We start from the raw sequence: 13,931 nt of genomic DNA on the forward strand, positions 1-13,931 counted from the left end.
TCACGATGTATTTCACCGATCGCGGGATTGAGGAGCTGACGGAACGCCGGGGTTCCGAGGAGGTCACGATTGAGTGGCTCGCCGAGCGCCTGCGCGATTTCATCGACCTCAATCCCGAGTTCGAAACCCCGATCGAGCGCTTCGCGACCTGGCTAGCGCGCCACGACGAGGACGACGACTGACGCTGCCGGGACAGTCTGCGTCACGAGCGAACGCGCCAGTTCCGCCCGGAGGTCTCGTCAAAGAACTCAATCTCGTCGCCCAGCTCCTCCGCGAGCCTCTTTGCGATCCGGAACCCGTCTTGGGCAAATGCCCGCTTATCGCCTGCGTCCAGGATCGTGTCCTGGCGGCGATACCAGTTCATGAGATCGCAGGCCAGCTGAGGCGACAGGTCCAAGCTCGCGGGATCGACATAACCCGCGGCGGTCACCACCTTGATCAACACCTGATCGATCATATCCCCCGGCTAGGGCAACCTATTGCTTCTGGTGAAGGGAGGATTTCCTCCACACCATCGCATTACTGTGGAGGAATTCCTCCCTCACACAGCAGCACATACATGCGCGCAAACGCGGCCAGCGCGTAAGTGCCCGCGCGGACAGGCGCGGGCACTTACGCGAGGAGGTCAGGCGGCGGCGAGGCGGCGGCGTTTGTAGGCGACGGCGGCCACGAAGAGCCCGACGCTCCACAGTGGCCAGATGGCCATCGGCACCACGGTGAACGAGGTGGTGCCGATCAGCTCACGCATCTCGAGCGAGGAGAGGAAGCTGATGCTCGCCTGCATCACGATGATGGCGACCAGGGTCGCGGGGACGAACGCTAGGTTGATGGGCACGCGCCAGCCGAACATCCTTGTGCCCCAAGGCTGGACGAGGCCGAGGGTGAGGATCGAGCCCACGACGGCGAAGGCGCCGAGGCCCGCGCCCGCCCACACCGCACCGCTTTCTCGGAGTTCACGGAGCCCTTCAGTGCTCACACCGAGCGGAATGCCGAGCAGCCAAGCGAAACGGCTAACGGCGTAGAGCGACGGGATGATTGCCGCGACATAGGCGGCGACGCGACCCCAGCGGACGATACGGTCCGTCTGTCCACTTTCGACAGTCGACGTGCCGCGCTGCCAGGCGAGCAGCGTCCGGGCGAGCAGGATGCCACCGAGGACGCACCACATTTGGTGAAACAAAGGGAGGTTGAAGAGGCTGGAGATCTCCAGCTTGCCGTCGAACATGCCCAGCGGCCCGCCGATCAGCAGCATCGGGGCGTAGCCAGCGAGCATCAGCAAGCGAATGTCCGGGACCACGAACAGCAGCAGTGCCACCATCAGCCATCCAAAAGCCAGAACAGCCTTCCGTGGTACTCCATGGAGCTTGGCCGAATACCGGCCGCTAATGGCGAACGCCATAACAGCCGTCGCCAGCGCTAGGACCGCCGCGATCGGGGCCAGGGTGCCGGCCGGGATAGTCCGGATCGGGTTGAGACTGTTCTCGATGTCTCCCGTCCCCGCCGGGTATCCGCCCGTGAGCGACCAGACGAGGCAGGCGATGGCGTAAAGACCGGCCCAGATGGCGGCGAAGTAACTCTTCTGCATGCCTTAACGGTCGCGAAAACGCCCAAAGGTTGGCTCCCACGCAATCGTGAACCGTCTCCCCCGCTAGGGGGAACTTCCCGGCGATACAAACCCGGATTCGTAGGCCGCGATGACGGCCTGGGTGCGATCGCGTGCGCCGAGCTTGGAAAGGACGTTGCCCACGTGGGTTTTCACGGTCTCCAGGCCGAGCACGAGCTGTGCGGCGATCTCCGCGTTCGACAGGCCGTTGGCCATCAACCGCAGGATCTCAGCTTCACGCTCAGTCAGTTTCGCGGCGAGCTTCAAACCAGGCGAGCGCGCGGCGGCGAGCCGGCGAATCGCGGCCGGGAAGAGAAGACTGTCGCCCCGGGCCACAACCCTAATAGCCTCAACGACTTCTTCCGGGCGGGCCCGCTTGAGCAGGAATCCGCTGGCACCAGCGCGCAACGCGTCGTAAACGTAATCGTCGTTCTCAAATGTCGTGACGACGATGATGTGCGGCGGGTTCGCCGAAGTCGCCAGCAGATGCTTGGTGGCTTGCAGCCCATCGACTTTCGGCATGCGCACGTCCATAAGCACGACATCAGGCCGGTGCTTGGCCACGAGCGGTGGAACGTCAGCTCCATCGGCGCCCTCGGCGACCACTTCCAGATCTGGCGCGCCGTTGACGATCACGCGCAGTCCGACGCGCACGAGTTCGTCGTCGTCGACGATCATGACGCGAGTCATAGCGGCAGCCTCACGTCGACCGTCCATTTGCCATCGTCGCCTCCCGCGTGAATCGTGCCGCCCAAAAGCGTTACGCGCTCACGCATGCCCTGCAGGCCACGACCGTTGGCACGAGCCCGGTTGCCCACGGTGTTGGTGATGGTGAGGCGCAGATCGTCTTGCACCACAATGTTTAGCTCCGCGGGCTGACCGTCCCCATGCTTAGCGGCGTTTGTCAGTCCTTCTTGGACGATCTGGTACGCCTCACGGGAAATCATCGCCGGTACGCGGGCAAGGTCACCCTGAACCGCGACGTCAAGGTCCCGCAACGTCCGCTGTGGCGTGACCGTGCCGCCTTCGCGCAACAGGCCGAGCACGTGATCGAGGTCTGCCATGGCAGCACGGCCGGTCTCCTCGATGGATGAGAGTGCTTGTGCGACAAAAGCATCGTCTTGGCCCAGCAGCTGTTTAGCCGCTGTCGCCTGCAATGTGGTGCGCGTTAAGGCGTGCCCGATCGAGTCGTGTAGCTCGCGGGCGAGCCGGTTGCGTTCGGCGAACTGACGGGACTGGGCTTCCAGCGCCACGATCCGTTCCGCCGCCGACGGGCCGAGCAGCGCCGGGGCCATGAGTTTCGCCAGAGCCCCAAGCCCAGCGACCGCGAACGCCGTGACCACAAGGAGCAGCACGCCAATCGCCGTGAGCCAGCCCGTGTCGTGCTCGTCGAGCGGGCCGATCCGCAACCCTGCCATTGCCTCTTTGGCCGCACCAAACTGCTGCAGGATCAACGCGAGCGCCATTGGCATGGCGATCAGGAGCACCAGCGCGACCACGCCACCCGCGAGCAGGTGCATCGCGAACCACAGCGCCGAGCGCAGCCGGCTCTCCCGGTCGAGCCGCACCCCGGCGGGCTGATCGGGCAAGTCAACGTCGAGCAGCGAGCGCGCCGCGACGATCTGCAGCGCTCTCGTGCCGCTGAGGAAGGCGGGCACGGACGCGATGACAATAGTCACGGTGAGCAGCGCGATGATCATCCCGAGCTGCGCGCCCTCTTGCGTGAACATCATCGCGAACATGGCGGCCAGCAGGGCATAAGGCAACGCGATCACGCCGCCGAGCAGAAGGTAGACCCCACGCCGATAGGTGCTGCCGCTCGACAGCGACTTCAGGACCGCTGCTCTCATGCGATCGAGTCTGCCCCACGGCTCCTGGATCACTAGGCTATGGGTGTGGCGAGGAGTGTCTACATCACAAGCCTGGAAGCTGGCGGCGGAAAGTCGGCCATCGCGCTCGGGGTGGCTGAAGTGCTCAGCCGCCGGGCGGGCCGGCTGGGCGTTTTCCGGCCGTTCACGCGCGACGAGCGCGATCCGGTCATCGACCTCATCGAAAGCCGGTACCAAGCGGTCAGCGCCACCGGCCCGAGCTATGAGCGCGCGGCCCAATTGCTGAGCGCCGCGAGGCGGGACAGTCTCGTGAGCGAGATCGTGGACGCCTATCACACGCTCGACCGCGAATGCGACGTCATCATTGTCGTCGGCACCGACTACGGGCACGACCTCACCGGCCACGACGAGCCCGCTCTGCCGGAGGAAGTCGGGCTGAACCTGCTGCTGGCCTCCGAGCTCGGCGCTGGTGTGCTGCCGGTGGTGCGCGGCGATGGGCGGTCCGCGCACGATGTTGCCGATGCGGTCAGAGCGGCGTATTACGCCTGCGAAGGGCTTCCGGTGCTCGCCGTGATCGCGAACCGGACCGACGCGCGCGTCAATGTGGACCTTCCCGTTCCCGTCTACTCGATCCCCTTCCTGGCCGCCATTGCCGCCCCGACCGTGGCCGAGATCCAAGTCGCGCTCAATGCCGTGGCCGTGCACGGGGCCACCGATGCCGCCTTGTCGCGAGATGTCGTGGATGCCTTGGTGGGCGCGGCATTAGTACCCTCGTTTTTGGACAATCTGCGCGACAACTGCCTGGTGGTCACGCCGGGCGACCGCTCAGATCTCATCGTCGCGACGGTGGCCGCGCATCACGCCGGTCAGGCCTCGGTCGCTGGATTGCTGCTGACACTGGGAATTGAGCCTGATCCACGGGTCATTAATCTGGTGAGCAAATTCCGCGTAGAGCTGCCCATTTTCGTCGTCGGTTCCGATAGCTACGACACGGTCGCCGCACTGACCGGGCTCGAAGGACGTTTGCGCCCCAACAACCCACGCAAGGTGATGGCCGCGCTCGGGCACTTTGAGTCCCATGTGGACAGTGTGGAACTGGCCGCCCGCATGGACTTGGCCCGCTCGGATCGCGTGACCCCGCTGATGTTCGAATACGAGCTGATCGAGCGAGCGCGTTCGGACCGGCGCCATGTCGTTCTCCCGGAAGGCAGCGAGGAGCGCATCCTGCGCGCGGCGGAATCCCTGACGCGCCGCGGTGTGTGCGACCTGACGTTGCTGGGCAACGCTCCCGCCATCGAGAAGCGCGCGCGTGAGCTGAGCCTCGATCTCGACACCGTGCGCGTCGTCGACCCGGCCACACATGAGCGGTGGCGCAACGAATTCGCGATCGAATACGCCCGTTTGCGCGCGCACAAGGGCATGACCCGCGATCTGGCCTACGACCTGATGACGGACGTGAACTACTTCGGCACCATGATGGTCCACACCGGACGTGCTGACGCGATGGTTTCCGGCAGCGTGCACCCGACGGCCGACACGATCCGGCCTGCCTTTGAAATCATTAAAACCTCCTCTGGGGTACGCGTTGCCAGCAGCGTGTTTTTCATGTGCTTGCCCGATCACGTGCTGGTGTATGGCGACTGCGCGATCAACCCCGACCCCAATCCGGAAGAGCTTGCCGACATCGCGATCTCCTCGGCCGACACGGCGGCCCGCTTCGGCGTAGAGCCCCGCATCGCCATGCTGTCCTACTCGACGGGTGTCAGCGGGCACGGAGCCGACGTCGACAAGGTCGCCCTGGCAACGAAACTCGTGCGGGAGCGCCGCCCTGATCTGCTCGTCGAGGGCCCGATCCAATACGACGCTGCCGTCGACGCCGGCGTCGCCGCGACGAAACTCCCGTCAAGTGAAGTCGCCGGCCGCGCGACCGTGCTCATCTTCCCCGACCTGAACACGGGCAATAACACTTACAAGGCCGTGCAACGCTCCGCTGGCGCGATCGCTATCGGCCCGGTCATGCAGGGCCTGCGCAAGCCCGTGAACGACCTGTCCCGCGGGGCAACCGTGCGCGACATCATCTCCACGGTCGCCATCACCGCCATCCAGTCCCAAATCGACTAGGCAAAAGGGGCTTGTGCACGAGGTTCGCTATCGGTGAGACTGCTTGTCTTTTGGAACCTCTCGATAGGACCTCATGCGTACCACTGCTTTACGCACAGCGCTTTCGGCCGTCTTGCTCGCTCTCGCCGCCGGCTGTGGCGGTACTGATACCCCACCAGCCGCGACCCCAACGACACCAACGGTTCAGGCGACGAGCTCGCCGATGCCAACACCGGCCGCGTCCCTGGCACGATCGGTCTTCGCGATCAAAGCACCAGACTCGCTCGGTGGCCGTAAGAAGCTCACCGACGCTACGCACACCCAGCTTGTCTCCCAGACAGAAGCGACGATCAAGTCAAGCAGCACGGGTCTCGCGACCGCTGTCGTTGGCTACTACGGCACCGCGGACCCGGCTAAGAACAAGATGTACATGTTCGGGGCGACGATGACGTTCACCGTCGACTCCTTCTCGTTCGCGCGCAGCCTCGCCGACATCACGAACACCGCCGGCAAACTGACCAATATCCAGAAACCGGCTCAAGGCGACCTGGGCGGCACGGCGGAGTGCGGGCAAGTCACGATCGAGAAGATGCCGACGGCGGTGTGCGGCTGGTACGTGGACAAGCACATGGTGTTTGTCATGTATTACAACCACCAAGTCGGCGACCTTGTCGCAGAGCTGCCTAAGCTGCGGGCCGAGATCGAAGTCGCTGCGTGACCAGAGCCTCGCGCGAGGCATGGTCAGCGAAACGAGTGGTTTCGGGGAGACGGTAGCGCGGGGCTAGCTCAAGGGTGAGCGCGACCGACGTGTCCAGGTCGATCAGATGCCCAGCGGAGACGAAGACAGGCTTGACGCCGGGCTGTGTGCGCACGGCACGGCCGACGACTTCGCCCTCGTGCACGAGATCGGCGGTCGCGCCACGCTGCGGCGCAGGTTCACTGAACGTCCCCACGAAGGCGGTCTTCCCCACGCCGAAAGCCGCGATCCCTGTCACCACCCCGAGATGGCAGGCCAGGCCGAACCGGCGCGGATGGGCGATGCCGTAACCGTCACACACGAAGACGTCGGGAGTGACCGTCAGTTTCTTCATCGCCTCTAGCAGGATGGGCACTTCGCGAAAGCCCAGAAGGCCTGGGATGTAAGGGAACTCGGCGGCTCCGGCGACGGTCACCAGCTCGGCCAGCTCCAGCGACGGGAACGCGAGCACGGCGATCGCCGCCACCAACCGGTCGTCACCGACGGCGTAGGACACGTCCACGCCGGCGACCAGCTCCGGCGGCCTTGCCAGCCCTGTGCTCACGTCAACCCGCTCGCGCAGCGACTCTTGCAACGCGACGGCTTCGCTCTCGTTCACAGCGCCAAACCTAGCGCGGCTCATGCGCCATCCTCTGCGCGGCCTTCGCTCCTGCGACGCGACGTCTTCGCCCTCGTTCTCATCGCGGCTCACGCATACGCAGCCTTCGCTCCTGCGACGCGACGTCTTCGCCCTCGTTCTCATCGCGGCTCACGCATACGCAGCCTTCGCTACCGCCTGTGCTTCCTATTGCGAGGTTCGTGTAGGCGCTTCATCGTGATCCACAGCCACGGGCGTGATCGACATCCCCGGAGGCGTGATCCACAGGCGGTTTGATCACGTCCCAGGGGATGTGGATCACGCGTCGGGGCAAGCACGGACGATGGCGGGTGAAAGTCGGCCGCCCGCGTGGGCGTGGTCAGTTAAGGTCAATCACGTGCGGGTGCTGGTGCTGAATTGTGGATCGTCCTCGGTCAAGTGGCGTCTGTTCGACGGCGAAGCCGCGCTGGCGGGTGGTCTCGTCGAGCGGGTCACCGACCACACGACGGCGCTGCGCCAGATTCTGGGCGAGGTCACTGACGTTCAAGCCGTCGGGCACCGCATGGTCCACGGTGGACTGCGGTTCAGCGCCCCGGCGCTCATTGACGACGAGGTCGTGGCCGCTGTTACCGAGCTGATTCCGCTGGCGCCGCTGCACAATCCGCCAAACCTGGCCGGGGTGAAGGTCGCCCGTGAGCTGATGCCCGGCATCCCTCAGGTCGCTGTCTTCGACACAGCGTTCCATCGCACGATCCCGCCCGTGAACGCGACCTACGCGATCGATGCGGCGACCGCGGCCGAGCACGGCATCGTGCGCTACGGCTTTCACGGCACGTCACATGCTTACGTATCAAGGAAAACCGCCGCCTTGCTCGGCAAGGATCCGGCTCACGTCAACGTGATCACCCTGCATCTCGGCAACGGCGCGAGTGCTTGCGCCGTCAAGGGTGGCCGCAGTTTCGCCACGTCCATGGGACTGTCGCCGTTGGAGGGACTCGTGATGGGCACCCGCAGCGGTGACATCGACCCGGCCATCGTCTTTCATTTGCACCGCGTCGCCGGGATGCCACTGGACGCTATCGAAACCATGCTCAATCGTCAGAGCGGACTGCGCGGTCTGTGCGGCGACAACGATATGCGGGAAGTCCTGAAGCGCAGAGAGTTTGGCGACGCCAGTGCCGCTTTGGCCTTCGACGTCTACACCGCCCGGATCAAGCAATACGTGGGGGCTTACTACGCCTTGCTTGGCCGGGTGGACGCGATCACGTTCACGGCCGGCGTCGGCGAAAATGCCCACGAGGTCAGGGTCGCCGCACTGTCCGGATTGGACAGACTGGGCGTCAGCGTTGAGCGTGACGGCAAGGGCGTGATCTCTCCACCGGGGGCCGCGGTAGCGGTCTGTGTCGTGCCCACTGACGAAGAGCAGGAGATCGCGACCCAGACCGCCGCCCTATTAGCGTGAGTGGTCGAGGACAATCTTGCCAAAGACGTCGCCACCGTTGAGGCGCTCAAAGGCGGCCCGTCCCTCGGTGAAGCCGTAGACACCGTCAACGATCGGGCTGATGCCCGTGCTCACGACCAAATCGAGCAGATCGGCGAGCTCCTGCCTAGTACCCATTGTTGATCCAATGATTTCTTGTTGCAGGAAGAAAACGCGGCGCAGGTCGACCGTGGCCTGGTGTCCTGAAGTGCTTCCGGACACGACGATGCGGCCACCGGGCTTCGTGCTCTTGACCGAGTGGTCAAACGTGGCCGCGCCGACGGTCTCGATCACGACATCCACCCGCTCGGGCAGCCGTGCACCGGACTCAAAAGCTTGGGCCCCAAGGGCTTCGACGCGCTCGCGCTTGTCGGCGTCGCGGGAGGTCACGTAGACACGAGCGCCCATGGCGTGGGCCAGAACGGTCGCGGCGGTGGCTACGCCACCTCCCGCTCCCTGCACCAGCACACTGCCTTCCTTGGGCAACCGCCCCCTGGTCACCAGCATCCTGTAGGCGGTCAGCCAAGCGGTGGGAAAGCAAGCGGCGTCGGTGAACGACATCCCGGCGGGCTTGGGCACGACATTGCGCTTGGGCACGGCAACCAGGTCGGCCAGCGTTCCCGGATGCTTCTCGGACAGGAGCGTCCGCTTTGGATCAAGGGTCTCGTCTTCACCCTCGCCGATGACGGCGTGCACCACTACCTCGTTGCCATTGGCGTCGATGCCCGCCGCGTCACAGCCCAGGATCATGGGGACCTGTTCCTCGCTGAGCCCGACCCCGCGCAGCGACCACAGATCGTGGTGGTTGAGCGCACTCGCCTTGACCTGAACGATGGTCCAGCCCTCGGGAACCTGCGGTTCGGGCCGCTCCCCGACCACGAGACCGGCCAGTGGGTCATCAGGGTTGATCGATGAAGCGTAGATCGCGCGCATCCCTGACGCTAACATTCGGCGGGCCCGTGCAACCCCTGGCACGGGTGTGACGTATATGGCGTGAGCTGAAGGGAGACCGCATGAGCTGGGAGTCTGATTTTGCCGAGTATTTCAGCGTCCGGGCTGTCTCATTACGCCGCGTCGCGTATGGGCTGTCCGGGGACTGGCACTTGGCTGAAGACCTGACTCAACACACGTTCTTGCAGCTGTATCGCCACTGGAAACGGCTGGATAAGTCGACGCTCGACGCCTATTCCAGGAAGACGCTCGTGAATGCGTTCCTATCGCACAAGCGGTCACGCAAGCGTGAGCAAATGATGGCTGAGGTGCCGGATCAGGCCGTGATGGCGGCGCAAAGCGCCGGTTTGGAGTTGCGGGAGGCACTAGACCTGCTGCCGCCCAAGCAACGCGCGCTGGTCGTGCTACGCCACCTGGAGGACATTTCCGTCGCTGAGGCTGCCGAGCTGCTGGGCATCGCTGAGGGAACGGTCAAGAGTCAAACCGCCCGCGGCCTGGACAAGTTGCGTGCCGCGCTACGGACACCAGCATTCAATGGGGACCAGTCATGAAAGATGATCTGCAACGTTTCGTTCAGGATGGCGAACCGCCCATGGGGCTAAACGCTAACGCCATCATCAGCAAGGGCCGCCGGCAACGGCACGTTCGCCTCGGCTTGGGCCTAGGCACGGGCGCTCTCGCCAGTGCGCTCGCCTTTTCCAGCATCTTTCTCCTGCTTCCGCCCGGCGGAGAGGGCACACCCCCGTTTGGCTTCCCCACGCCTTCGCCGTCGTCTTCTGGTGCGGTGTGTGCGCTGCCAGCGGTGATTTCGACAGCGTCGCCTGACCCCACCATTTCCGTGCCGCCGGGAAACACGGCAGACGAGCTGAAGATCCGGCCAACCTATGACTTCAAGGCCTGGGCCTCGGGCACGGGCAGCGACCTGAGCTGCTTCATGTATGGCTGGATGAAAACACAGCTGCCGCAGGCGGCCGCGGTGCCGGACAAGCCGTGGAATGGCGTGCCGCCTTACGGTTTCGCCGCGGTCACCTCGGATGGCAAGGTGCGCTACGAGTCAGAGACACACGTCGGGGGTGGGCGGTTGTTCGTGACCGTTTGCCACGAGTCGGACTTCCCCCGGCCAGCAGACGTGCCGCAGACCGGGTTCGCCCACCGCGTCGAGTCTTTCGATGACGGGGCCTTCTTGTTCTACGCGTGGACAGGCACCACGTTTTTCCAGGTCGCGGGCAGCAGCCCGGTCACTCCGGAGATGTTGCTGGGCTTGGTTCAAGCTCCCGAGATGGACGCCTTTAAGTAGCCTTCGTGGTTTGCAGGATGAGCGACGCGACCAGATCGGGGGCGTCGCTCATCGGCACATGCCCACAGTTGGGCAGTGTCTCGTGACGGGCCTCCGGCAGCTTCTCAGCGGCTCGGGAAGCTTGATGTGGCAAGAAAATCCAGTCCTTCGCTCCCCAGGCGACCGTCACAGGAACCGTTGGCGTCCCGCCGAACTGGTAGTCCACGGAAGCTTTGACGACGGACTGATAACCCTTGCCCCGCCGCATCGCTAGAGCGTCTTCGTAGACACGTTGCAGCGCAAGACGATCCGGGTAGGCAACGATGGGGCCGAAGGACAGCTTTCTGATCAGTGACGTGCGCAGCGCCACCTTCATGACCGGACCGGGCAGGAAAGTGTTGTAGCGCATGGAAGTCAGGATGCGCAGGGCGCGTCTGCGCTCGGGCTCGTTGTAGAAGCCAGCGGGCGAGAACGCGGTGGCCGAGGATACGAGGCCGGCAGCGGCGAGCTCGAGCGCGATGGCGCCGCCGAGACTGTTGCCGGCCACGTGCGGCTTGTCGAGCCCTTCCTGCGCGAAGTATTCCCCCACCCGGGCGACGGTCTCGGCCATGCCTTGGGGCATGCCACCGTCGGGCACCGGTGACTTGCCGAAGCCGGGCAGGTCGATCGCGATCACCTCGTGATGCGGGGCGAGAAGATCTAGTACCGGCTCCCACGCCTGCCACCGGTGCCCGATGCCGTGGATGAGCACTAGCGGCGTACCACTTCCCGCCTTGTGCGCGTTAACCAACACTGTGCCTCCCAAAGGACCGGCCGAGCCCACGCACTTCCTCTTCCATCTGCGGCACCAGGTCTTTACCCGCGCTGCGGGTGATGAGGCGGTCGCCCAAGCCGCTGAGCACCACGGTCCGCAGCGCTTGCATCAAGCCGATGGAACGGGGGATGAACACCCGCCGCTTGCGCTTTTCCAGCGCTTTGACGATCGCCGTGGCGCACTCTTCCACCGAGATTTCCACCGAAGCCGGCCACGGCATCTTCTTGCGCGCGTGGCGATAACTCGGCAGGTCTTCCTTGAAGCCGCGTACCAGATCGGTGTTGATCCAAATTGGATGCGCTGTGCCCACACCGATGCCCAGGTGTTTGGTTTCCAGCCGCAGCACGTTGCCGAACTGTTCCACGCCGGCCTTGGACGCGCAGTAGGCGGCCATTCCGGGCAGAGCGGTGAACGACGCGGCAGAGGCGATCAGCAGGGCATAACCCTTGCTGGTCTTCAGATGTGGCAGCGCCGCGCTGACGGTCCTGATGACGCCGTTGAGGTTGATGTCGATGGTGCGCACGATGGCCTCGACCGGGCATGTGTTCACGGTGCCGATGTTGGCCACGCCAGCGTTGGCCACGAGGTAGTCGATGCCGCCATAGGCCTCCACCGTGGACGCGACAGCCAGGTCAAGGCCGGCCTGATCGGTCACGTCACACTCGAACCAGTGCGCGTTGAGCTCTTGGCCCAATGCTTTCAGGCGCTCGGGCTCTAACCCAGCCAGCGCGACTTTAGCGCCTCTCGCGGCGGACAGTCTCGCGACCGCTTCACCAATGCCGCGGGCCGCGCCCGTGACGAAGACGGTCTTACCTTGCAGGGGTGAGTTCACGGCTCGCTCCAACGGGCGAATAGTCTTTGGCACGGAAACGCTTGAGCCGCAAGCGGAAAGTCGTGACGAATCCGGGCCACAGGGTCGAGTTGCGTCCAGTGGCGTCTAGATACCAGCTTTGGCAGCCGCCCGTGGACCACACGGTGCCTTCCATTTTGCGGTCCACTTCGAGCGAGTCGCGCAGCTGAGCGTCCGGAGTGGGCTCAATCGCGTGAATCTTGTTGCGCCGCATGTACTTCAGCGCCTTGATGATCTGGTTGAGCTGGCTCTCGATCTGGATGACGACCGAGGTGTGACCGAGTCCTGTGTTGGGCCCGAGCAGGAAGAACAGGTTAGGGAAACCAGCGACCGTGGTGCCGAGATAGGCCCGCATGGTCGGATCCCACCGCTCGGCCAGGGTCTTGCCGTCACGGCCGCGGATGTGGTGCATCACCGGCATATCCGTGACGTGAAAGCCCGTGCCCAGGATGATGGTGTCCGCTTGGTGCTCAGAACCGTCAGCGGCAACGACCCGGTCTGGCTTGATGTGCGTGATCGCCGACGCGACAAGGGAAACGTTTGGCTTGCTGAACGTCGGCCACCAGTCATTGGACAGCAGCACCCGCTTACAGCCCAGGACATACTTCGGCGTCAGCTTGGCTCTTGTCACCGGATCCTTGACGTCTTTCTTGAGCGTCGCGAGCGCGATCTTCTGGCCGAACTTGTTCACCCTCGGGTGGAAGAAGCCAACTCCCATGAGTTCCCGGGTCCAGTAAAGGACTCCCCGGGTCAGACGTTGTGCTCCGGGGACATGGCGGTAAACGAAACGCTCCGCTTTGGTGATGCGGCGCGACATCCGGCGCATCGTCCACGCCGGTGTCCGCTGAAACACGGTGACGTGACCGGCTTTGGGCTGAATCGCTGGTACGAACTGAATCGCTGACGCTCCCGTGCCCACGACAGCGACGTTCTTTCCCGTCAGGTCATAGTCGTGCTGCCAGCGGGCCGAATGAAACACCTTGCCCTGGAAGCTGTCGAGCCCAGGGATGTCGGGAATGGACGGTTCGCTCAGTGGACCGGTGGCCGAAATCAGCACGCGCGCACGGTATTCGCCCTGCGACGTTTGCAGCACCCACTGCTGCTCCGCCTCATCCCACGCGGCGTTGGTGATGGCGTGGCCACAGCGCACGTGCGGGCGTACACCCTGGTGGTCTGCGGTTTTCAGGAGATAGTCCCAGATCTCCTGCTGCCCGGAGAACGTGTCGGACCAGTTGGGGTTGAGGGCGAACGAAAACGAGTAGAGGTGCGAAGGCACGTCGCAGGCACAGCCTGGATAGGTATTGTCCCGCCACGTTCCGCCAATCTCGTCCGCCTTCTCAAACACGAGGAAGTCGGTAAACCCTTTCTGCCGCAAGCGGATGGCGGCACCGAGCCCGCCAAAGCCGGCCCCAATGATGGCGACATCGGTGTATGTCATACTCGCACTCCTCGAACGAGAACCCCGCCCCACGGATCAACTTCGGCCAGCCGCAGCGATATGCCGCCAAGCTTGACGACGCGCACCCCATTGCGCAGCAACGCCACCACCGCTTCGTGCGGCTGAATCCGCCCGCTGACATGAACCTTGCCGTCGACCGGCTCAACCCGCTCGGTCAGCTCGACATCGACTTCGTATTCGCCGTGCGCACTTTCCAGTAAGAGCTTCATGTCCGACGCTCGCCGTGGTCCAGACC

The 13,931-nt window shown here is 64.3% G+C and carries 16 protein-coding genes; 6 read left to right on the plus strand and 10 right to left on the minus strand.

Going from position 1 to position 13,931, the window contains the following annotated elements; all coding sequences use genetic code 11:
- The first annotated feature begins 5 nt into the window (after window positions 1-5).
- Window positions 6-182 carry a DUF6104 family protein gene (locus tag A3E1_RS47815; protein ID WP_020525037.1) on the plus strand — a complete coding sequence of 59 codons (177 nt, stop codon included), beginning with the start codon at window positions 6-8 and terminating at the stop codon, window positions 180-182.
- Between the two features lie 20 nt (window positions 183-202).
- Here the strand turns inward: A3E1_RS47815 and A3E1_RS0132670 are convergent, their stop codons facing one another.
- From A3E1_RS0132670 to A3E1_RS0132685, 4 genes are all read right to left on the minus strand, one after another.
- Complete coding sequence (locus tag A3E1_RS0132670; RefSeq protein WP_157631884.1) at window positions 203-445, minus strand: hypothetical protein; 243 nt, start codon at window positions 443-445, stop codon at window positions 203-205.
- 180 nt (window positions 446-625) lie between these two features.
- Window positions 626-1,585, minus strand: a complete 960-nt coding sequence (locus tag A3E1_RS43280) for a hypothetical protein (protein WP_020525039.1) — start codon at window positions 1,583-1,585, stop codon at window positions 626-628.
- A 63-nt stretch (window positions 1,586-1,648) separates the two neighbouring features.
- Entirely contained in the window at window positions 1,649-2,293 is a 645-nt protein-coding gene (locus A3E1_RS0132680) for a response regulator transcription factor (RefSeq protein ID WP_020525040.1), read from the minus strand.
- Window positions 2,290-3,453: a sensor histidine kinase gene (locus A3E1_RS0132685; RefSeq protein ID WP_020525041.1), complete on the minus strand. Its 1,164-nt coding sequence runs from the start codon at window positions 3,451-3,453 to the stop codon at window positions 2,290-2,292. The genes A3E1_RS0132680 and A3E1_RS0132685 overlap by 4 nt, the downstream gene beginning before the upstream one ends.
- 39 nt (window positions 3,454-3,492) lie before the next feature.
- Here A3E1_RS0132685 and pta point away from each other — a divergent pair, with 39 nt between their 5' ends.
- Both pta and A3E1_RS0132695 read left to right on the plus strand, forming a co-directional pair.
- Window positions 3,493-5,553 (plus strand): phosphate acetyltransferase, encoded by a 2,061-nt coding sequence (gene pta / locus A3E1_RS0132690; RefSeq protein ID WP_020525042.1) that lies wholly within the window; start codon window positions 3,493-3,495, stop codon window positions 5,551-5,553.
- A 73-nt stretch (window positions 5,554-5,626) separates the two neighbouring features.
- A complete protein-coding gene (locus A3E1_RS0132695) occupies window positions 5,627-6,250 on the plus strand; it encodes a hypothetical protein (RefSeq protein WP_157631885.1) in 624 nt (207 codons plus the stop codon).
- Here the strand turns inward: A3E1_RS0132695 and A3E1_RS0132700 are convergent.
- A complete protein-coding gene (locus A3E1_RS0132700) occupies window positions 6,216-6,911 on the minus strand; it encodes an endonuclease V (RefSeq protein ID WP_020525044.1) in 696 nt (231 codons plus the stop codon). The two genes, A3E1_RS0132695 and A3E1_RS0132700, sit on opposite strands and share 35 nt — an antisense overlap.
- Window positions 6,912-7,209: 298 nt before the next feature.
- Here A3E1_RS0132700 and A3E1_RS0132705 point away from each other — a divergent pair, with 298 nt between their 5' ends.
- Window positions 7,210-8,328 (plus strand): acetate/propionate family kinase, encoded by a 1,119-nt coding sequence (locus A3E1_RS0132705; RefSeq protein WP_020525045.1) that lies wholly within the window; start codon window positions 7,210-7,212, stop codon window positions 8,326-8,328.
- Here A3E1_RS0132705 and A3E1_RS0132710 read toward each other — a convergent pair.
- Complete coding sequence (locus tag A3E1_RS0132710; RefSeq protein WP_020525046.1) at window positions 8,320-9,279, minus strand: zinc-binding dehydrogenase; 960 nt, start codon at window positions 9,277-9,279, stop codon at window positions 8,320-8,322. The genes A3E1_RS0132705 and A3E1_RS0132710 overlap by 9 nt on opposite strands.
- 80 nt (window positions 9,280-9,359) lie before the next feature.
- On the opposite strand from A3E1_RS0132710, the gene A3E1_RS0132715 reads away from it, so the two are divergent.
- Window positions 9,360-9,848: a SigE family RNA polymerase sigma factor gene (locus A3E1_RS0132715; protein WP_020525047.1), complete on the plus strand. Its 489-nt coding sequence runs from the start codon at window positions 9,360-9,362 to the stop codon at window positions 9,846-9,848.
- Window positions 9,845-10,594, plus strand: coding sequence for a hypothetical protein (locus A3E1_RS0132720; protein WP_020525048.1), 750 nt, complete (start codon window positions 9,845-9,847; stop codon window positions 10,592-10,594). Before A3E1_RS0132715 ends, A3E1_RS0132720 begins: the two co-directional genes overlap by 4 nt.
- Here A3E1_RS0132720 and A3E1_RS0132725 read toward each other — a convergent pair.
- The 4 genes from A3E1_RS0132725 to A3E1_RS43285 are packed head-to-tail and all read right to left on the minus strand — an operon-like array spanning window position 10,587 to window position 13,905.
- Window positions 10,587-11,366: an alpha/beta fold hydrolase gene (locus A3E1_RS0132725; RefSeq protein WP_026209060.1), complete on the minus strand. Its 780-nt coding sequence runs from the start codon at window positions 11,364-11,366 to the stop codon at window positions 10,587-10,589. The genes A3E1_RS0132720 and A3E1_RS0132725 overlap by 8 nt on opposite strands.
- Window positions 11,356-12,219: an SDR family oxidoreductase gene (locus tag A3E1_RS0132730; protein WP_020525050.1), complete on the minus strand. Its 864-nt coding sequence runs from the start codon at window positions 12,217-12,219 to the stop codon at window positions 11,356-11,358. Before A3E1_RS0132730 ends, A3E1_RS0132725 begins: the two co-directional genes overlap by 11 nt.
- Entirely contained in the window at window positions 12,197-13,675 is a 1,479-nt protein-coding gene (locus tag A3E1_RS0132735) for a flavin-containing monooxygenase (protein ID WP_020525051.1), read from the minus strand. Before A3E1_RS0132735 ends, A3E1_RS0132730 begins: the two co-directional genes overlap by 23 nt.
- Entirely contained in the window at window positions 13,672-13,905 is a 234-nt protein-coding gene (locus tag A3E1_RS43285) for a DUF4873 domain-containing protein (RefSeq protein WP_020525052.1), read from the minus strand. The genes A3E1_RS0132735 and A3E1_RS43285 overlap by 4 nt, the downstream gene beginning before the upstream one ends.
- Between the last annotated feature and the right edge of the window lie 26 nt (window positions 13,906-13,931).

This window comes from Catelliglobosispora koreensis DSM 44566, assembly GCF_000379685.1.
GTDB classification, from domain to species: domain Bacteria; phylum Actinomycetota; class Actinomycetes; order Mycobacteriales; family Micromonosporaceae; genus Catelliglobosispora; species Catelliglobosispora koreensis.

Bases quoted from the DNA above. Each gene is read 5' to 3' on its own strand.
- A3E1_RS47815 (WP_020525037.1), top strand. From the start codon at position 6: ATGTATTTCACCGATCGCGGGATTGAGGAGCTGACGGAACGCCGGGGT.
- A3E1_RS43280 (WP_020525039.1), bottom strand. From the start codon at position 1,585: ATGCAGAAGAGTTACTTCGCCGCCATCTGGGCCGGTCTTTACGCCATC.
- A3E1_RS0132680 (WP_020525040.1), bottom strand. From the start codon at position 2,293: ATGACTCGCGTCATGATCGTCGACGACGACGAACTCGTGCGCGTCGGA.
- A3E1_RS0132685 (WP_020525041.1), bottom strand. From the start codon at position 3,453: ATGAGAGCAGCGGTCCTGAAGTCGCTGTCGAGCGGCAGCACCTATCGG.
- pta (WP_020525042.1), top strand. From the start codon at position 3,493: ATGGGTGTGGCGAGGAGTGTCTACATCACAAGCCTGGAAGCTGGCGGC.
- A3E1_RS0132695 (WP_157631885.1), top strand. From the start codon at position 5,627: ATGCGTACCACTGCTTTACGCACAGCGCTTTCGGCCGTCTTGCTCGCT.
- A3E1_RS0132700 (WP_020525044.1), bottom strand. From the start codon at position 6,911: ATGAGCCGCGCTAGGTTTGGCGCTGTGAACGAGAGCGAAGCCGTCGCG.
- A3E1_RS0132705 (WP_020525045.1), top strand. From the start codon at position 7,210: ATGGCGGGTGAAAGTCGGCCGCCCGCGTGGGCGTGGTCAGTTAAGGTC.
- A3E1_RS0132710 (WP_020525046.1), bottom strand. From the start codon at position 9,279: ATGCGCGCGATCTACGCTTCATCGATCAACCCTGATGACCCACTGGCC.
- A3E1_RS0132715 (WP_020525047.1), top strand. From the start codon at position 9,360: ATGAGCTGGGAGTCTGATTTTGCCGAGTATTTCAGCGTCCGGGCTGTC.
- A3E1_RS0132720 (WP_020525048.1), top strand. From the start codon at position 9,845: ATGAAAGATGATCTGCAACGTTTCGTTCAGGATGGCGAACCGCCCATG.
- A3E1_RS0132735 (WP_020525051.1), bottom strand. From the start codon at position 13,675: ATGACATACACCGATGTCGCCATCATTGGGGCCGGCTTTGGCGGGCTC.
- A3E1_RS43285 (WP_020525052.1), bottom strand. From the start codon at position 13,905: ATGAAGCTCTTACTGGAAAGTGCGCACGGCGAATACGAAGTCGATGTC.